Here is an 18,772-nt window from a genome sequence, read left to right on the forward strand (position 1 = left end):
CCGCCGACTTCGCATCAGGACTTTAGCGCGGCGAGCGCTCTGGCCCAAGCTCCCTGGTCACGGGCCTCTCCGGGCTGGTTCTCCTCCGCGAACTGCACGATGCCGTCCTTGTCGATGACGAACGTGCCGCGGTTCGCGAAACCGAACTTGTCGTTGAACACTCCGTAGGCCTGCGCGACCTCGCCGTGCGGCCAGAAGTCGGACAGCAGCGGGAAGGTGTAGCCCTGCTCGGCTGCCCAGATCTTGTGGCTCGGCGACGGGCCGACCGACACCGCGAGGATGGCGGTGTCGTCGTTCTCGAAGGTGGGCAGGTCGTCGCGGACGGCGCACAGTTCGCCCTGGCAGACGCCGGTGAAGGCGAGGGGGTAGAACACCAGGAGCACGTTCTTGCTGCCCCGAAAGCTCGACAGCGTCACCTCCTGGTTGTTCTGGTCCTTGAGAGTGAAATCGGGGGCTTCGGCGCCCACGGCGATCGGCATGCGTATGGATCCTTACGTTCCGGGAGCCGGTTCAGCGGCGGGGACGGCCGGCCTTGGGCTGGACGAGGCGGCTGCCGATCCAGTCACCGAGGTTGGTGGCCGTGGTCTGGGTGAGGCCGGCTGTGGCGGCCGACTCGGCGATCTCGCTGGGCTCGACGTGATCGGGGCGCCCGGTCTTGGGGGTGAGCACCCACACGACGCCCTCGTCGGCGAGGGGGCCGATCGCGTCCATGAGGGCGTCGACCAGGTCGCCGTCGCTGTCGCGCCACCACAGCAGCACGACGTCGACGACCTCGTCGGAATCCTCGTCGAGCAGCTCGGTACCGGTGACCTCTTCGATCGCAGCTCTCAACTCGTCGTCGGTGTCCTCGTCCCAACCGAGTTCCTGCACCACGTGGTCGTGAGTGATACCGAGCTTGGAGACATAGTTCTTGGCATCCGCCGCGGCGACCACGGTGGCTCCTCCTAAGGGTTGTGGTGCGCGAATCGGATCCGCGTACCGGCGTGACGATCAATTGGTCAAAGCGAACATCGTTGCGGGCCTCAACGCAACCCGAATCGCTGGGAAAAGCGGGAGAATCTTTCCAGAGGGACCCATTGCACCGCCTCGCACGGTGTCCGTTCCGTCCTGTTGGCCGGGCCACGGCGTGATCCTTCGTCGCGGATGGGGGAAGATGAGGGGTGCATCATGTTCAGATGTCGATTGCGTCGGCTCCCACAAGAGCCGGCCGACGGAGAGGGCGCTCCACCTACGCGCCCACCACGATGAGGAGCAGACGTTGACAGACCTGATCCACGGATCCGACTCCCGAGAAGGCGCCGCACCGGGCGCGTCGGGACCGGATTCCTCGGCCAAGCCGGCATCGACCAAGGACAACCGTGTCCGGGTGATCCGCGAGGGTGTGGCCTCCTATCTGCCGGACATCGATCCGGCGGAGACCGAAGAGTGGCTCGAGTCGTTCGACGGGATGCTCGAGGCCGCGGGCCCCACCCGCGCGCGCTACCTGCTGCTGCGCATGCTCGAGCGTGCCAACGAGCGCAAGGTCTCCCTTCCCGCCCTGACCTCCACCGACTACGTCAACACCATCCCCACCGAGAGCGAACCGTGGTTCCCCGGTGACGAGGAGGTCGAGCGTCGCTTCCGCGCGTACATCCGGTGGAACGCGGCGATCATGGTCACCCGCGCGCAGCGCCCGGGTGTCGGCGTCGGTGGTCACATCTCCACCTACGCGTCGTCCGCCGCCCTGTACGAGGTCGGCTTCAACCACTTCTTCCGCGGCAAGGACCATCCCGGCGGCGGCGACCAGGTCTTCATCCAGGGCCACGCCTCCCCCGGTATCTACGCCCGAGCCTTCCTCGAGGGCCGCATCGGCACGGAGCAGCTCGACGGCTTCCGTCAGGAGCACAGCCACGCCTCGCTCGGCGGCGGCCTGCCCTCGTACCCGCACCCGCGCCTGCTCCCGACCTTCTGGGAGTTCCCGACCGTGTCCATGGGCCTGGGCCCGATGAACGCGATCTACCAGGCACGGTTCAATCACTACCTGCACGACCGGGGCATCAAGGACACCTCCGATCAGCACGTCTGGGCGTTCCTCGGCGACGGCGAGATGGACGAGCCGGAGTCGCGCGGTCTGGCGCACGTCGCGGCCACCGAGGGTCTCGACAACCTGACCTTCGTCGTCAACTGCAACCTGCAGCGTCTCGACGGCCCGGTGCGCGGCAACGGCAAGATCATCCAGGAGCTGGAGTCGTTCTTCCGCGGCTCCGGCTGGAACGTCATCAAGGTCGTGTGGGGCCGCGAGTGGGACGCCCTGCTGCACGCCGACAAGGACGGCGCACTGGTCAATCTCATGAACGCCACCCCCGACGGCGACTACCAGACCTACAAGGCCAACGACGGCGCGTTCGTGCGCGAGCACTTCTTCGGCCGCGACCCGCGGACGAAGGAACTGGTCAAGGACCTGTCCGACCAGCAGATCTGGAACCTCAAGCGCGGTGGCCACGACTACCGCAAGATCTACGCGGCCTACAAGGCGGCGATGGATCACAAGGGTCAGCCGACGGTGATCCTCGCGCACACCATCAAGGGCTACACGCTCGGTAAGCACTTCGAGGGCCGCAACGCGACCCACCAGATGAAGAAGCTCACCCTCGAGGACCTCAAGTACTTCCGCGACATCCAGCGGATCCCGATCTCGGACGAAGAGCTCGAGAAGGATCCGAAGATGCCGCCGTACTACCACCCCGGCTTCGAGTCGCCCGAGATCCAGTACATGCTCGAGCGTCGCCGGGCCCTCGGCGGTTTCCTTCCGGAGCGCCGCACCACCGCGAAGCCGTTGGCGCTGCCCGCGGAGAAGACTTACGACGTCGTCCGCAAGGGTTCGGGCAAGCAGGAGGTCGCCACCACCATGGCGACGGTCCGTGTGCTCAAGGAACTGTTGCGCGACAAGGAGATCGGCAAGCGCATCGTGCCGATCATCCCGGACGAGGCCCGCACCTTCGGTATGGACTCGTGGTTCCCGTCGCTGAAGATCTACAACCGCAACGGTCAGCTGTACACCTCGGTCGACGCCGATCTGATGCTTGCCTACAAGGAGAGCGAAGTCGGGCAGATCCTGCACGAGGGCATCAACGAGGCCGGTTCGACGGCGTCGTTCACGGCGGTCGGGACGTCCTACGCAACGCAGGGCGAGCCGATGATCCCCGTGTACATCTTCTACTCGATGTTCGGTTTCCAGCGCACGGGCGACGGCCTGTGGGCGGCGGCCGACCAGATGGCACGCGGGTTCGCCCTCGGCGCGACGGCCGGTCGCACCACGCTGACCGGTGAGGGCCTGCAGCACGCCGACGGGCACTCGCTGCTGCTCGCGTCGACCAACCCGGCCGCGGTCACCTACGACCCGGCGTTCTCCTACGAGATCGCCCACATCTTCCGCGACGGTCTGCGGCGGATGTACGGCGGCACGGAGGGTGTCGACGGCTTCGGCGGTGAGGACGTCTTCTACTACATCACCATCTACAACGAGCCGTACTCGCAGCCGGCCGAGCCGGAGGATCTCGACGTCGAGGGTCTTCTCAAGGGCATCTACCTGTACAAGCGGGGACCGGAGTCGGGTCCGAAGGCGCAGATCCTGGTCTCGGGCGTGATGATGCCCGAGGCGCTGCGTGCGCAGAAGATGCTCGCCGACGAATGGGGAGTGTCCGCGGACGTCTGGTCCGTCACTTCGTGGGGCGAGCTGCGCCGCGACGGCGTCGAGTGCGACCGCCAGGCGCTGCTGAACCCCGGTGAGGAAGCCTCGGTGCCGTACGTCGCGTCGGTGCTCAACGACGCGGCGGGTCCGTTCGTCGCGGTGTCCGACTGGATGCGCGCGGTGCCCGATCAGATCCGCAAGTGGGTTCCGGGCGACTACACGGTGCTCGGCGCCGACGGCTTCGGCTTCTCCGACACCCGTGGCGCCGCCCGCCGCGTGTTCAACATCGACGCCGAGTCCACGGTGGTCGCGGTGCTCTCGGCACTCGGCCGCGAAGGCGCGATCGATCGTGAGAAGGCCGTCGAGGCGGCCCGCACCTACAAGATCGACGACGTGACGGCCGCCCCGGTCTCGATGGCGGATCCGGGCGTCGCCTGATCCGTCCGCCGGTCACGTCCGAGTGGCGTAACCGGCCGGGTCGCGGGCGCCGGGTACTTTCGTCCCATGGTCGACGAGCCGCAACCCCGCCGGACCGGGCAGGTACCGGGCGTTCACAGGGAACGCCCGGTACCGCCGTCCCGTCCCGAGCGGGCACCGCTGCCCGACGCGCTGCTCCGTCGGGTCAAGCAGTTCTCGGGGCGACTGTCCACCGAAGCGGTACACGTCATGCAGGAGCAGTTGCCCTTCTTCGCCGATCTCGACGCGTCGCAGCGGTCGACCGTGCAGCTGGTGATCCAGACGTCGGTGGTCGACTTCCTCGAGTGGGTGCGCAATCCCGACAGCGACCTGCGCTTCAGCCTCGACGCCTTCCAGATGATCCCGCAGGATCTCGCCCGGCGACTGACGCTGCGCCAGACGGTGGACATGGTCCGCGCGGCGATGGAGTTCTTCGAGCAGTGGCTGCCGGCCCTCGCCCGCAACGAGGAACAGCTCGTGGCGCTCACCGAGGCGATCCTGCGGTACGGGCGCGAGCTCGGTTTCGCTGCCGCGGCGGTGTACGCGGGGGCGGCCGAGTCGCGGGGCGCCTGGGACACGCGGCTCGAGGCCCTCGTCGTCGACGCCGTGGTGCGTGGGGACACCGGGCCCGACATGCAGTCGCGGGCCGCGACCCTCAACTGGGACGCGACCGCCCCGGCGACGGTGATAGTCGGTACTCCCCCGCCCGACCAGGGCGTCTCGGTGATCACCACCGTGCACACCGTCGCCCAGGAGCACGGTCGCGCGGCTCTCGCGGTGGTGCAGGGCGAACGCCTGGTGATGGTGGTCAGCGGTGAACTGCACGGGACGGTCGACGCGGCGGACTTCCGCTCCGAGTTGATGCGCGCGTTCTCCGACGATCCGGTGGTGATCGGTCCGACGACACCGACGCTGGCGACCGCACACGTCTCCGCCGTCGAAGCGCTCGCCGGCATGGAGGCGGTCGTGGGGTGGCCGGGGGCTCCCCGGCCGGTGCACGCCGCCGAGCTGTTGCCCGAACGTGCGCTGCTCGGTGATCCCGGCGCGATCGCCGCGCTCGAGGACTTCGTCGTCGCCCCGCTCGCAGCCGCCGGGCCGTCCCTCGCGGACACGCTGGACGCATACCTCGACAGTGGGGGCGCTGTCGAGACTTGCGCCCGGAAGCTGTTTGTTCATCCAAATACCGTGCGGTATCGATTGAAGCGGATCACAGAAGTAACGGGTCGGGATCCCACAAATCCTCGCGATGCGTACGTGCTTCGAATCGCTGCCACGGTAGGCCGGCTGGCACGAAGCCATAACGAATTGAGATCGCCTGCACCACCTGTCACACGATTCACAATTCGCGAATCGGACACGTAACGTCCCCGGCCTTTCCACCGATAGCGAGCACCGACGTGCAGATTTGTGGGAACCCTACAAATCGAGGGGCAACCTTTCATCGCTACCGACATCTCGCAGGCACCCGTTCGCGGTGTTCCCTGGTGATCGTGATTTCGCTGCTTGCCCCCGGCCAGGGGTCTCAGACACCCGGAATGCTCGCCCCGTGGCTCGAGCAGTCCGGAGCGCGCGACCGGATCGACCGGTGGTCGCAGACGGCGGGACTGGATCTCGCGCGTCTCGGCACCACTGCCACCGCCGAGGAGATCACCGACACCGCGGTGACCCAGCCGCTCGTGGTGGCCTCCGCCCTGCTCGCCTTCGAGGATCTCGACCGTCGCGGCCTCGTGCCCGCCGACACGATCGTCGCCGGCCACTCCGTCGGCGAACTCGCAGCGGCCGCCATCGCGGGTGTCATCAGCGCCGACGACGCCGTCGCTCTCGCCGCCGTCCGCGGAGCCGAGATGGCCCGCGCCTGCGCCCTCGAACCCACCGGAATGTCCGCCGTCCTCGGCGGCGCCGAGGACGAGGTGCTCGCGCGCCTCGCCGAGTTGGATCTGGCCCCCGCAAACATGAATGCGGCCGGTCAGATCGTCGCAGCCGGGCGCCTGAGTGCGCTCGAGGAACTCGCTGCGAACCCGCCCGAGAAGGCCCGCGTCCGCGCCCTGCCGGTCGCCGGTGCCTTCCACACCCGATTCATGGCACCCGCCCAGGACGCCGTGGCTGCCGCCGCGGCGAAGATCACACCATCGGATCCGACGCACACGCTGCTGTCTAACTACGACGGCAAGCCCGTCACCTCCGGAGCCGACGCCCTCGAACGTCTCGCAGCTCAGGTCACCCGGCCCGTCCGGTGGGACCTGTGCACCGCCTACCTGCGCGCGGCGCAGGTGAGCCGGATCGTCGAGCTTCCCCCCGCCGGCACGCTGGTGGGCATCGCCAAGCGCGAGATGCGCGGCACGCCCACCGTCGCCCTCAAGACCCCCGCGGAGATCTCCGCTCTGGCCGAAAGTCTTCAACTCGGTTAGGTTGCTGCGCGCGCCGTCGCACAGCACGGGCACCTCACCGGGACCTCCCCGGACCCCCGACCGGAAACATCCGGCCGGTTTCGAACGACATAGTCGACAGATCGAGAAGGGAGCCACATCGTGGCCGCCACCCAGGAAGAAATCATCGCCGGTCTCGCGGAGATCATCGAAGAGGTCACCGGCATCGAGCCCTCCGAGGTGACCGTCGACAAGTCCTTCGTCGACGACCTCGACATCGACTCGCTGTCCATGGTCGAGATCGCCGTCCAGACCGAGGACAAGTACGGCGTGAAGATCCCTGACGAGGATCTCGCCGGTCTGCGCACCGTCGGTGACGCCGTGAACTACATCCAGAAGCTCGAGGCCGCAGGCGTTCAGGCCACGAACGACAACGAATGAGTTCTGCTGTGACCTCCCCTTCTCCTCGGGCACTCCGCAACGTCGTCGTCACCAGCCTCGCGGCTACGACGTCGATCGCCGGCGACGTGGACGCCACCTGGAAAGCACTGCTGGCCGGTGAGAGCGGGATCGGCACCATCGACGGCGGATTCGTCGACGAGTTCGACCTCCCGGTGCGCATCGGCGGAACCCTGAAGGTCAGCCCCGACGAGGGACTGTCCCGGGTGGAACTCCGTCGCATGAGCTTCGTCGAGCGCCTCGCGCTCACCCTCGGGCGCACCGTCTGGCAGAACGCCGGCAGCCCCGAAGTCGACCAGGACCGTCTCGGTGTGGTCATCGGTACGGGCCTCGGTGGCGGCGAGTCGCTCATCGACGCCGTCGACAAGCTCCGTGCCGGCGGCTACCGCAAGGTCTCGCCCTTCGCGGTGCAGATGATCATGCCGAACGGACCGTCGGCCACCGTCGGGCTCGAACTCGGTGCTCGCGCAGGGGTCATCACCCCGGTCTCGGCGTGCTCGTCCGGATCCGAGGCGATCGCCAACGCGTTCCGCATGATCGCCTTCGGCGACGCCGACATCGTCGTCACCGGTGGTGTCGAGGGTCAGCTGGACGCGGTCGCCACCGCGGGCTTCGCGATGATGCGGGCGCTGAGCACCCGCAACGAGGACCCGAAGGGCGCCTCGCGTCCGTTCGACAAGGACCGCGACGGTTTCGTCTTCGGCGAGGCCGGCGCACTGATGGTCCTCGAGAGCGAGGAGCACGCCAAGGCACGCGGAGCGACCATCCACGCTCGTATCCTCGGCGCCGGCATCACCTCCGACGGTTACCACATCGTCGCCCCCGATCCGGAAGGTACGGGAGCGGCTCGGGCCATGCGGCGAGCGATCGAGACCGCCGGGCTCACCAAGGCCGACATCGGGCACGTCAACGCGCACGCGACGGCCACCCCGATCGGCGACGTGGCCGAAGCCAAGGCCATCAACGCGGCCGTGGGCAACCACGCCGCGATCTACGCCCCCAAGTCCGCGCTCGGTCATTCGATCGGTGCGGTGGGTGCACTCGAAGCAGTACTCACGGTCCTGGCTCTGCGTGACGGGGTCATCCCGCCCACGCTGAATCTCGAGAACCAGGATCCAGAGATCGATCTCGACGTGGTCAAGGGCGAACCACGTTCCGGCCGGATCGATTTCGCGCTGAACAACTCGTTCGGTTTCGGTGGGCACAACGTGGCGCTCGCATTCGGTCGCGCCTGACCGTCGACGCCGCTGCGCCCCATGCGGTGGAGGCTCCACCCGGAGCCTCCACCGCAGCCCACCACCACCGCGTCTGCCCGAGGAGCACCCGATGACCATCCTGGATCCAGCCACCCCGCGTGAGACGACGGTGGACCCGAGAGATCCGTTGGCCCGTCTCGAGAAACTGTTCGACCCGGGCAGCCTGGAACTGCTGCACACCCGCGACAAGTCGGGCGTCCTCGCCGCCGTCGGCGAGGTCGACGGCATCCGCACCGTCGCATACTGCTCCGATGCCACCGTCATGGGCGGAGCCATGGGCGTCGAGGGATGCAAGCACATCGTCTCCGCCATCGACCACGCCATCGACCACGAGATCCCCGTGGTCGGCATCTTCCACTCCGGTGGCGCGCGTCTGGCCGAGGGCGTCGAAGCCCTCCACGCCGTCGGCCTGGTCTTCGAGGCCATGGTCCGCGCGTCCGGTCTGATCCCCCAGATCTCCGTCGTTCTCGGCTTCGCGGCCGGCGGTGCCGCCTACGGCCCGGCCCTGACCGACATCGTCATCATGGCCCCCGAGGGCCGTGTCTTCGTCACCGGACCGGACGTGGTCCGCAGCGTCACCGGTGAGCAGGTCGACATGGAGTCGCTCGGCGGCCCCGACACGCACACCAAGAAGTCCGGTGTCGCGCACATCGCCGCGCACGACGAGGCCGACGCCCTGCACCGGGCCCGCCGCCTGGTGTCGATGCTGGCCGATCAGGGCGAATTCGACGTCGTCGCAGCGACACTCGGCGACACCGACCTGCGGGCGCTGATGCCCGCGTCGCCGCGACGCGCATACGACGTGCGGCCGATCGTCCACCAGTTGCTCGACAACGTCGACGGCGAGTCCTCCTTCGAGGAACTGCAGGCCGGCTGGGCCCGCAGCATCGTCACCGGCTTCGGCCGTCTCGGCGGCCGCACGGTCGGGGTCATCGCCAACAACCCGCTGCGCCTCGGCGGCTGCCTCAACTCCGAGAGCGCCGAGAAGTCAGCGCGTTTCGTGCGGATGTGCAACGCCTTCGGTGTTCCGCTCGTCGTCATCGTCGACGTTCCCGGTTACCTTCCCGGTGTGAGCCAGGAGTGGGAGGGTGTCGTGCGACGCGGCGCCAAGTTGCTCCACGCGTTCGCCGAGGCGAAGGTTCCCCGTGTCACGCTGGTGACGCGCAAGATCTACGGCGGCGCGTACATCGCGATGAACTCCCGGGCGCTCGGGGCCACCGCCGTCTACGCGTGGCCGGAGTCCGAGGTGGCCGTGATGGGCGCGAAGGCCGCTGTGGGCATCCTCCACAAGAAGGCCCTCGCCGCGGCTCCCGAGGAAGAGCGTGAGGCGCTGCACGACCGTCTCGCCGCCGAACACGAGGCGATCGCCGGTGGCGTCGGTCGTGCGATGGCCATCGGTGTGGTCGACGAGATGATCGATCCCGCCACCACGCGCAGCACCCTGGCCGCCGCGCTCGCCGCCGCACCCGCGGTTCGCGGACGGCACAAGAATATTCCGCTCTGATCCGGACACAGCACGAGAACACCGGCACCGCTCCTCGGAGCGGTGCCGGTGTTCTCGTATCAGGAAGATGTGGGGTGCGTTCCGGTCGCGTCGCCGGGGCGGCGGACCGCGGTCAGCCGACGTCCCGGCGGAGCCACGTCACCTGAGCGCCTTCGTCGCCGCTGCGGTACGGCTCGAGCTCTTCGTCCCATGCCGTTCCGAGGGCGCGGTGCAGTTCGCTTGTGACATCGGCGGAGGACAGCATGGCGCGCAGACGCATCTCTCCGACGACGATGTCGCCGTTGGCGCTGGTGCACCCGCGCCACAGACCCAGTCGGGGGGCGTAGCTGAAACGTTCGCCGTCGACGCCCTCGCTGGGATTCTCGGTGATCTCGAAGCGGAGCATCGGCCACGACCGCAGCACGTCGGCCAGTCGCGCGGCCGTGCCCACGGGCCCGACCCAGTCGACGCAGGTGCGCAGCAGCCCCGGTGCGGCGGGCTGGCCCGTCCACGAGAGATCGGGCCGGCAGTCGAGGATGTCGGCCAGTGCCCATTCGATGTGCGGGCACACCGCCGCCGGTGAGGAGTGGACATAGATCACCCCCGCCGTGGCATCCGCGAATTGGTTGGATGCGCGCATACATTCACCTCCGGTTCGACCAGGACGTCTTCCCCAACGACCTTCGTCGACCAAGGCTTCTCCATGCAGGCTGCGTACAAGTGTGCCCGTGTGGCGTGTGTTTCGCCAGCGAACCAGAGAGGTTCATGTGAATTCGGTGATGATCGCGTCTCCGAGGGCAGGCCAGAGCGGTTTGGCCCAGTCTCCGAACGCACGATCAGTAAGTACCACAGCGGCGACGGAAATTTCGGGATCTACCCAAATGAATGTGCCCGATTGACCGAAATGACCGAAAGTACGCGGTGAATTACCGGTGGCGGTCCAATGCGGATTCTTCTCACCGCGGATCTCGAATCCGAGGCCCCAGTCGTTGGGCTTGAACATCCCGTAGCCGGGCACGAGTCCGTTCAGACCCGGAAACTGCACGCTGGTCGCCTCGGTGAGGGTTTCGCGCGAGACCAGCACGGGGTCGAGCAGCTCGCGCGCGAACAACGCGAGATCGGCGACCGACGACTGCGCCCCGTGACCCGCCGGCCCCGGCAGGGACGAGGACGGCATGCCGAGCGGCTCGAAGACCGCTTGCCGGAGGTATTCCGGGAACTCGATACCGGTTTCCGTCTCGACGAGTTCGGCAAGCACTTCGAAGCCCGCACTCGAGTAGATCCGCTTCCGTTCGGGTTCGGTCTGCACGGTGCGCTCACCGAACGCCAGACCGGAGGCGTGGGCGAGCAGGTGGCGCACCGTCGACCCCGCGGGGCCCGCGGGCTGGTCGAGCTCGATCGCGCCCTCCTCGACGGCCACCAGCGCGGCGTACGCCACGAGCGGCTTCGTCACGGATGCGAGTGGGAAGACCTCGTCGAGGTCTCCCCTGGACGCGACCGTTCCGCCGTCGCGGGTCACCACCGCGGCGGCGGAACGGTCGACAGGCCAGTCGCTGAGCAGATCGAGGCTGTGCACGCGATCAGCCTACGAGACGCCCCGGCGGCGCGGGGTCACCGGTCGGTACCGGTCACCAGTCGGCTTCGGTGTAGCGGATGACGCCGCGGATGTTCCTGCCCTCGAGCATGTCCCGGTATCCGTCGTTGATCTGCTCGAGGGTGTAGGTACGCGTGACCATGTCGGCCAGGTTCAGTTGACCGGACTTGTACAGGTCGAGCAGGTTGGGGATGTCCACCCGCGCGTTGCAGCCACCGAAGATGTTGCCCTTGAGGTCCTTCTGCAGCATCGAGAGCAGGAACGAGTTGAGCTTGACGTCCATGTCGGACATGTAGCCCATCGCCGTGACGACGCACCGGCCGCCCTTGGCCGTGAGTGTCAGTGCCGGATCGACCAGCTCGCCCTTCATCTCGCCCACGGTGATGATCGTCGAGTGGCACATGCGGCCCCACGTGATCTCCATGATGGGCACGATGGCCTCCTCGATGGAGGCGTAGGTGTGGGTGGCACCGAACTTGAGCGCCTGCTCCCGCTTCCACGGCTCCGGGTCGATCGCGAACACGTGGCGCGCACCCGAGGCGACGGCGCCCTGCAGAGCGCTCATGCCGACACCGCCGACGCCGATGATGGCGACCGAGTCGCCGGCCTTGACCTCGGCGATGTTCGTCGCCGAACCCCAGCCGGTGGGCACGCCGCAGCCGACCAGCGCCGCGAGCTCGAAGGGTACGTCCTTGTCGATCTTGACGACCTGGCTCTGGTTGACCGTCATGTACGGCGAGAAGGTGCCGAGGAGGCACATCGCGATCACGTTCTCGCCGCGGGCCTGAATGCGGTAGGTGCCGTCGGAGATCGCCTGGCCGCCGAGCAGTCCCGCCCCGAGGTCGCACAGATTCGAGTGCCCCGAGGAACAGGACGGACACCGTCCGCACGCAGGGATGAAGGACAGCACGACGTGGTCGCCCACCTCGAGACCCACCACACCCTCACCGACCTTGGTGATCACGCCCGAGCCCTCGTGACCACCCATGGCGGGGAAGGACGGCATCGGGGTTGCGCCCGTGACGATGTGATGGTCGGAATGGCACATGCCGGCGGCTTCCATGCGGATCTGCACTTCGCCCGCGACGGGATCGCCGAGGTCGATCTCCTCGACGGACCACGGTTCGTCGATGCCCCACAGCACTGCACCCTTGGTCTTCATCTGGCTCGCCCTCCATCGCATTGCCGGTTGTGCACGTGACGATAGCCACAATCGCACAGAATTGGAACAGGTTCTACATGCTTTCCCGGTCCGGTGGGACACCCGCGCTCGATACGGTGAGAGGCAGTCCCGCGGGTCACCACCGCCCGAGCGTCCGAGGAGATGCCGTGTCCGACAATCCGGAACTCACTTTCCACGGGGCGGCGAGAACCGTCACCGGTTCGTGCGCGACGGTCGAACTCGGCGACGCGCGGATCCTGATCGACTGCGGACTGTTCCAGGGCTCCCGCAGCCTCGAGAACCTGAACGTCGCAGAGTTCGCGTTCCCCCCGGAGTCGGTCGACGCCGTGATCCTCACCCACGCCCACATCGACCATTGCGGCCTGCTCCCCAAGCTCGTCGCCCGCGGCTTCGACGGCCCGATCTTCTGCACGGCCCCCACAGCGGAATTGCTCTCGTTCATGCTTGCCGACTCGGCTCGCATCCAGGAGTTCGAGGCCCAGCGCCGCAATCGGCGACGCGACCGCGCGAACCGCGCCGAATTCCACCCGATCTACATCGAGGAGGACGCCCGGCTCGCCGCCTCGCGCGCCCGGCCGATACCGCTCGAGGAGTGGTTCGAACCGGCGCCCGGTTTCCGGGTCCGCCTGTGGAATGCCGGACACATCCTGGGATCGGCCTCGGCGGAGATCGAGGCCGGCGGTGTGCGGATGTTGTTCTCGGGGGATCTGGGGCCGGAACAGAAGGCCTTCCACGCCGATCCGGAAGGTCCGACCGGACTCGACTACGTCGTCTGCGAATCCACCTACGGGGACCGCTCACGCCCTCGACTCACGATCGCCGAGCGCCGCGACCTCCTCGCCCGGGAGGTGAACGAGGCGCTCGGGCGGGGCGGCAACCTGATCGTGCCGTCGTTCGCGCTCGAACGCACCCAGGAGTTGTTGCTCGACATCGGATATCTGCTCGATGACGAGCGTATTCCGGGGGTGCCGGTCTTCGTCGACTCCCCGCTGGCGATCCGCGCGACCGACGTCTTCGCCGCACATGCCGGAGAACTCGAGGATCTCGACGGCCGGAACGTCTTCCGCCATCCGGGCATCCGGTACACCACCGAAGCCGAGGAATCGATGCGGATCGACAGCTACGATCGCGCGATCATCATCGCGGCCTCCGGGATGTGCGAGGCGGGACGGGTTCGGCACCACCTGCGGAACAACCTCGCCCGCCCCGACTCGACGGTGCTCTTCGTCGGCTATCAGGCGCAAGGCACGCTCGGCAGGGTGATCCTCGAGGGTGCCTCGAAGGTCCGGATCTCGGGTGAGGACATCGATGTCCGGGCACGGATCCGGCGGATCGACAGCTACTCCGCGCACGCCGATCGCGGCGAGTTGGTGCAATGGGTCGGGCAACGCGCGCCGATCTCCGGTGCAGTCTTCCTCGACCACGGAGAACCCGATGCGCTCGCCGCCTTCACGGCGGCGCTGCACGACCTCGATGCCGGACTGAACGTGGTCGTCCCGGAGATCGGCGCCCGATACCGGCTCGTGGCGGGCGGTCCGCCCGAGCACATCGCCACGGTCGCACCCCCGGCGCCGGTGCACGTCGGCCGCGACTGGCAGAACGAGTACGCCGAGTTCGCTACCGGTCTGCGCGACCAGCTGCTCGAGATCGACGACCCGCGCACCCGGGAGCGCGCGATCGCTGCGATGCGGAAGGTGCTCGACGAATACCGCACGGGTGCCCAGACCCCGGAGGAGCACCGGCGCCACTCGAGGCCGGGCCGGCGCAAGCCTCCGCCCCGCCGGAGGCGCCGTTTCTGAGCGTGATCCTCATGTTCGACCGCGGCGAGGGCCGCCGCATCGGCATCGGACAACGGAGGACGAACCATGACGACGAAGGCGCTCGCGCCCGACGTATCCACGTGGCCGGCAGAGAACCCGCAGCTCATCGGCAGCCGCTGCGACGACTGCTCCGCGACCACATGGCCCACCCAGCCGCGTTGCCCCCCGGTGCAGCGGGGCAAACTTCTCGGAGCTGCTGCTGCCGCGTCGCGGCACGCTCGTGGCATGGACCACGCAGGGCTTCGTGCCGATCTGATCCGCACACATCCCATCGAGGAGTTCCCGACATCGTGAACGACGTTGCCATCATCGGGGTGGGCCTTCACCCGTTCGGTAGATTCGGCGCCAACCGGCATTCCCTTCACCAACGTGTTCAACACGTGCGCGACGTCCGCTTCACCGCCGATCCCGCCATGCTCGGTCTGCCCGCCTGGTACGCCGAGAACGGACAGTTCGTCACCACCAAGTTCTTCGGCATGAAGGCGAACCGCTACGCCATCGACCACAACATCTCGCACAAGACGCTCGCACGGGTCGCGGCGAAGAACTACCGCAACGGCGGCCTCAACCCGAATGCCTTCCGCCGCACGGAGTTCAACATCGACGACATTCTGTCGTCGCCGATGCTCAACTACCCGCTCACGGCGAAGATGTTCTGCGCGCCGGACGAGGCTGCCGCAGCGGTGATCATGTGCCGCGGCGATCTGGTGTCGAAGCACACTACCGAAACGCCGGTCTACCTGCGCTCCAACGCGATTCGCACGCGCACCTACGGCGCGTACGAGGTCCGTGTGACGTGGGCGTCGGTCGAGGAGGACGTCTCCCCCACCGTCTACGCAGCCAAGGCCGCCTTCGAGGGCGTCGGCACCAGCCCCGAGGGCGTCGGCATCGGCCCCGAGGGCGTCGAGGGAGCCACCGCGATCGGCGGATCCCTCCCTGCGAACACCGACGGGTGGTCTCATCGTCAACGGTGAACCCGTCGACGTCTCCGGCATCCGCCAGGTCCACGAACTGGTGTTGCAGCTGCGCGGTCCGGCCGGCGAGCGGCAGATTCCGGGCGAGCCGAAGGTTGGCCTCGCCCAAGTCCACGGTGCCCCGGCACCGCAGCCGCATCGATCCTGTCACTCCGAGCACCACGTAACCGCACGAAAGTTCGGTCGCCGCACGAGATCCCAAGTGCGGTGGCCGAACTCGTCCCAGGGACACCGCGAGGCCGGAATCACAGCACCCCGAGGCACTTTTCGCAACCGGAGGAAGGTACTGTCCAGCTCAGCGAGTCGAACGCGGGGGACGACTCTCGGCATCACTTCGAGTCGAGGCGTTCATCCGTGCGTCGATCCGTCGTGTCCCGTCGTGGCTTCCGCAGCCTTGCGGTCGGTCTCGCAGGCCTCTCGTCGCTCGTGTTCGGCACCGCCACCGCGCACGCCGATCCCGAGCAACCCGACGCCGAGCCCGCCACCGCCTACGTCGAGGGCGTCGACGAGGTGACCGACCAGCACTGGACGGTCCGCGTCTATTCCCCGGCCGTGGATACCGTGATCCCCCTGGACGTCCTGCGTCCGGCCGATCCGCGCGAGCCGCGGCCGGTCGTCTACGCCCTCGGCGGCGCGGGTGTCGGGGTGATCGACGGCACCGGGTGGATGGAGAGCAGCGACATCGCCGAGTTCTTCTCGGACAAGAATGTCAACGTGGTCATCCCCGCCACCGGCAACTTCAGCTACTTCACCGACTGGGATCTCGACGATCCGGTTCTCGGTCGCAACCAGTGGCAGACCTTCCTCCTCGAGGAACTGCCGCCCGTCGTCGAACTGCTCGACACCGAGGGCAAGCAGTCGATCATCGGGATGTCCATGAGTGCCGGCTCCGCGCTGGACCTCGCGATCCGGAGCGGCGACCTGTACTCCGGCGTCGCATCCCTCAGCGGATGCGTGCGCACCAGTGATCCGGTCGGTCAGCTGTACGTGAGGCTCGTCGTCGAGCGCCGCGGCAAGGGCGACGTCGAGAGCATGTGGGGTCCGGCCGACGGGTCCGCGCTGGACCGAGCACGACGTCTACCTCAATGCGGAAGGCTTGCGCGGCAAGGCCTTGTACCTGTCGAGCCGCAACGGTCTGCCCGGCACGTACGACGTCCCCGGTCAGGAACGCGCGGCGGGTGAATCGTTCGCCACGCAGATCGTCGCAGGCGGAGCGATCGAGGCCGCCACGAATGCCTGCACGCGCCAGCTGGTGGACCGGCTCGAAGCGCTCGACATCCCGGTCACGGCCGAACTCGATGCCGACGGAACGCATTCGTGGGGTTACTGGGAGGACGACCCGCGCAAGGCGTGGCCGATCCTCGCCGAGTCGATGGGCGCTGAGGCCTGATCGCGAGGCTTCGCTCGCGGGGGGCCTGATCGCGAGGCTTCGCTCGCGGGGGGCCTGATCGCAAGGCTTCGCTCGCGGGGGGCCTGATCCCGAGGCGTCACTCGCCGGGGTCCAACCGGATCCGGGCGACCACCGAACGGTGATCCGCCCTGGGAAGGTCGTCGGAGTCGAACGCGACGGCCGTCCCGTTCCCGACGAGGATGTGATCGATCGCCACCAGCGGCGGGCCGGGTTTGTCGGTCGGATAGGTACGCACCGCCCCCGCTCCCGCCTGCTCCGCGGCATCGGCGAAACGCCCCGAGAGCAACGCGCGGAACTGCGCATGGTCGTAGGTGGCGTTGAAATCGCCACCCACGACTGCGGGGACGTCGGCCGGAGATCGATCGAGGATGTCCTGCAACCGTGACAGTTCGGCAGCCCAGTCCTGCGCGTCGAACACCGGTGGGACCGGGTGGAACGCGTGGACCGCGACCGGTCCCGCTCCCGGTACGTCCGCGAGCGCAGAGAGTTGACGGAAGACGAATCCGTCGTGCTCGACGGTGTCCGACAGCGGAAATCGGCTCCAGATCCCCGTTCCCGACGCCAACTCTCCGGGGACGAGATACCGATGGGGTAACAGCTCGTCGAGACCGGCACGGGTGAGTCCATCGACCCCCGCAGAGGTGAGTTCGTTCACCGTGAGCAGGTCGACGTCGCGGTCCCGGACCCGGGACACGACGACCTCGGGATCGGCACCCCTGTCGAACAGAATGTTCGCGTGCATCACGGTGATATCGGGACCCGCACCGGCCGCAGCCGTCGCGACGTGGAGAGGCGCCTGGGTCCAGACCGCAGTCGCAGCAATCGCACCCGCAACGAGGGCCCCGAATAGGCGTCGACGGACGGCAAAGGCGATCAGCCCGATCACCGCACCGGCCATCAGATACGACGCGCCGGACGCTGCGAGCACCAAGGATTGGGCCGACCACCTACCGAAGTGGAGCGCGAGACCGACCGCGCCTGTCGCGGTTGCCGCCCACCCGAGAACGTCCGATCCGAGCCGGAGCCACTTCGCCGTCACCACGCCACACAACCATGCCGCAGGTCGCGTGCGCGAGGACCCGTCACCGATCGGAGCGGGAGGCGATCGCGGCGAGGTGCGTCGCGAGCCGGTCCGCGGCCGCCCGAAGTTCCGGTGGCTCGAGGACGACCGCCTCGAAACCCATTCGCGCGACGTGCATCACGACCCAGTCCGGGTCGTCCGCGCCGACGACGAGCACGCACCACCCGTCCTCGTCGTCCTCGACCCGCCCGACCTGCGGCGGCACCATGTCGCGCACCTGGCCGGCGTCCGCCCGCAGGCGGATCCGCGCGATGTACCGGTAGGGCGACTCCGTCACGGACCGCTGGACGTACGACACCGGATCGGGATGCTGCCGCGGCCGGAACCGCCAGGTCGTGAGGGACACGTCGCGCATCCGGTCGAGCCGGAAGGTGCGCCAGTCGTCGCGATCGACGTCCCATGCCATGAGGTACCAGCGCTGTCCGGCAGCGACCATCCGCACCGGTTCGACGGTGCGCTCGTCGTCCGCCTCCTGCCGGGTGGTGTACCGGAACCGCACACGGGTCGCGTCGCGGCACGCGCGGGCCAACGCCAGCAGCGTGTCGGCGTCGATCTCGGTGCCCGCGCCGACGACGGTCTCGGTGGCCCCGTAGATCGCCCGCACCTCCGCGCGCAGACGCGGCGGCATCACCTGATCGAGCTTTGCCAGTGCGCGCAGGGCCGCCTCGGCGGCACCGGCGATGGTGCTGCCCGACGCCAGTCGCAGCGACACCGCCGTGGCGATCGCTTCGTCGTCGTGCAGGAGCAGCGGCGGCAGTCTCGTGCCGGCACCGAGCTGATAACCACCGCCGACACCGGGGGTCGCGCGGACGGGATAGCCGAGGGCGCGCAGCCGATCGACGTCGCGGCGCACCGAGCGATCGGTCACGCCGAGTTCCGCAGCCAGTTCGTCAGCGGTCCACGAGGGGCGACTCTGCAACAGCGCAAGCACCCTCAGAACCCGTTCGGTGGTCGACTCGACGGTCACACGACGATAGTCGCACGGATCACGGACCGAAGCTGTCCGGAATATGCGCCAA

16 protein-coding genes and 2 pseudogenes are annotated in these 18,772 nt (G+C 68.0%); 11 read left to right on the top strand and 7 right to left on the bottom strand.

Going from position 1 to position 18,772, the window contains the following annotated elements; all coding sequences use genetic code 11:
* Positions 1 to 14: 14 nt before the first annotated feature.
* A complete protein-coding gene (locus tag KXC42_RS14845; protein ID WP_019289828.1) occupies positions 15 to 479 on the bottom strand; it encodes a peroxiredoxin in 465 nt (154 codons plus the stop codon).
* A gap of 31 nt (positions 480 to 510) precedes the next feature.
* The gene (locus KXC42_RS14850) at positions 511 to 933 is read right to left on the bottom strand and encodes a DUF3052 domain-containing protein (protein ID WP_006554437.1); all 423 of its coding nucleotides are present in this window, start codon (positions 931 to 933) and stop codon (positions 511 to 513) included.
* A gap of 325 nt (positions 934 to 1,258) precedes the next feature.
* Here KXC42_RS14850 and aceE point away from each other — a divergent pair, with 325 nt between their 5' ends.
* The 6 genes from aceE (at position 1,259) to KXC42_RS14880 (ending at position 9,711) form a co-directional block, all read left to right on the top strand.
* Positions 1,259 to 4,108, top strand: a complete 2,850-nt coding sequence (aceE, locus tag KXC42_RS14855; RefSeq protein WP_219129214.1) for a pyruvate dehydrogenase (acetyl-transferring), homodimeric type — start codon at positions 1,259 to 1,261, stop codon at positions 4,106 to 4,108.
* Between the two features lie 66 nt (positions 4,109 to 4,174).
* Positions 4,175 to 5,488 (top strand): CdaR family transcriptional regulator, encoded by a 1,314-nt coding sequence (locus KXC42_RS14860; protein WP_006554439.1) that lies wholly within the window; start codon positions 4,175 to 4,177, stop codon positions 5,486 to 5,488.
* A gap of 128 nt (positions 5,489 to 5,616) precedes the next feature.
* Positions 5,617 to 6,534, top strand: a complete 918-nt coding sequence (locus tag KXC42_RS14865) for an ACP S-malonyltransferase (protein WP_024101330.1) — start codon at positions 5,617 to 5,619, stop codon at positions 6,532 to 6,534.
* A 120-nt stretch (positions 6,535 to 6,654) separates the two neighbouring features.
* Positions 6,655 to 6,933 (top strand): meromycolate extension acyl carrier protein AcpM, encoded by a 279-nt coding sequence (gene acpM, locus KXC42_RS14870; protein WP_006554441.1) that lies wholly within the window; start codon positions 6,655 to 6,657, stop codon positions 6,931 to 6,933.
* Positions 6,930 to 8,186 carry a KasA/KasB family beta-ketoacyl-ACP synthase gene (locus KXC42_RS14875; protein ID WP_162836414.1) on the top strand — a complete coding sequence of 419 codons (1,257 nt, stop codon included), beginning with the start codon at positions 6,930 to 6,932 and terminating at the stop codon, positions 8,184 to 8,186. Before acpM ends, KXC42_RS14875 begins: the two co-directional genes overlap by 4 nt.
* Before the next feature lie 91 nt (positions 8,187 to 8,277).
* Complete coding sequence (locus tag KXC42_RS14880) at positions 8,278 to 9,711, top strand: acyl-CoA carboxylase subunit beta (protein WP_006554443.1); 1,434 nt, start codon at positions 8,278 to 8,280, stop codon at positions 9,709 to 9,711.
* A gap of 112 nt (positions 9,712 to 9,823) precedes the next feature.
* On the opposite strand, the gene KXC42_RS14885 is transcribed toward KXC42_RS14880, so the two are convergent.
* The 3 genes from KXC42_RS14885 to KXC42_RS14895 form a co-directional block, all read right to left on the bottom strand.
* Positions 9,824 to 10,330 (bottom strand): DUF3145 domain-containing protein, encoded by a 507-nt coding sequence (locus tag KXC42_RS14885; RefSeq protein ID WP_006554444.1) that lies wholly within the window; start codon positions 10,328 to 10,330, stop codon positions 9,824 to 9,826.
* Between the two features lie 123 nt (positions 10,331 to 10,453).
* The gene (locus KXC42_RS14890) at positions 10,454 to 11,266 is read right to left on the bottom strand and encodes a serine hydrolase (RefSeq protein ID WP_006554445.1); all 813 of its coding nucleotides are present in this window, start codon (positions 11,264 to 11,266) and stop codon (positions 10,454 to 10,456) included.
* 52 nt (positions 11,267 to 11,318) lie between these two features.
* Complete coding sequence (locus KXC42_RS14895; RefSeq protein ID WP_019289833.1) at positions 11,319 to 12,446, bottom strand: NDMA-dependent alcohol dehydrogenase; 1,128 nt, start codon at positions 12,444 to 12,446, stop codon at positions 11,319 to 11,321.
* 167 nt (positions 12,447 to 12,613) lie between these two features.
* Here KXC42_RS14895 and KXC42_RS14900 point away from each other — a divergent pair, with 167 nt between their 5' ends.
* From KXC42_RS14900 to KXC42_RS27330, 5 genes and pseudogenes are all read left to right on the top strand, one after another.
* Complete coding sequence (locus KXC42_RS14900) at positions 12,614 to 14,266, top strand: MBL fold metallo-hydrolase (protein ID WP_219129215.1); 1,653 nt, start codon at positions 12,614 to 12,616, stop codon at positions 14,264 to 14,266.
* A 66-nt stretch (positions 14,267 to 14,332) separates the two neighbouring features.
* Positions 14,333 to 14,537 (top strand): annotated as a pseudogene (locus KXC42_RS14905) (Zn-ribbon domain-containing OB-fold protein); the annotation flags it as partial.
* 37 nt (positions 14,538 to 14,574) lie between these two features.
* Positions 14,575 to 15,414, top strand: a pseudogene (locus tag KXC42_RS14910) (thiolase family protein); the annotation flags it as partial.
* Between the two features lie 201 nt (positions 15,415 to 15,615).
* Positions 15,616 to 16,443, top strand: a complete 828-nt coding sequence (locus KXC42_RS14915) for an alpha/beta hydrolase family protein (RefSeq protein ID WP_257606180.1) — start codon at positions 15,616 to 15,618, stop codon at positions 16,441 to 16,443.
* Entirely contained in the window at positions 16,373 to 16,651 is a 279-nt protein-coding gene (locus tag KXC42_RS27330; RefSeq protein WP_255026178.1) for a hypothetical protein, read from the top strand. Before KXC42_RS14915 ends, KXC42_RS27330 begins: the two co-directional genes overlap by 71 nt.
* 97 nt (positions 16,652 to 16,748) lie before the next feature.
* Here the strand turns inward: KXC42_RS27330 and KXC42_RS14920 are convergent, their stop codons facing one another.
* Together KXC42_RS14920 and KXC42_RS14925 are read right to left on the bottom strand one after the other, a co-directional pair.
* The gene (locus tag KXC42_RS14920) at positions 16,749 to 17,714 is read right to left on the bottom strand and encodes an endonuclease/exonuclease/phosphatase family protein (RefSeq protein WP_219129216.1); all 966 of its coding nucleotides are present in this window, start codon (positions 17,712 to 17,714) and stop codon (positions 16,749 to 16,751) included.
* 40 nt (positions 17,715 to 17,754) lie between these two features.
* Positions 17,755 to 18,720 (bottom strand): YafY family protein, encoded by a 966-nt coding sequence (locus KXC42_RS14925; protein ID WP_033097775.1) that lies wholly within the window; start codon positions 18,718 to 18,720, stop codon positions 17,755 to 17,757.
* Positions 18,721 to 18,772: the final 52 nt, after the last annotated feature.

This window comes from Rhodococcus sp. LW-XY12, from assembly GCF_019317345.1.
Taxonomy (GTDB): domain Bacteria; phylum Actinomycetota; class Actinomycetes; order Mycobacteriales; family Mycobacteriaceae; genus Rhodococcus; species Rhodococcus pyridinivorans.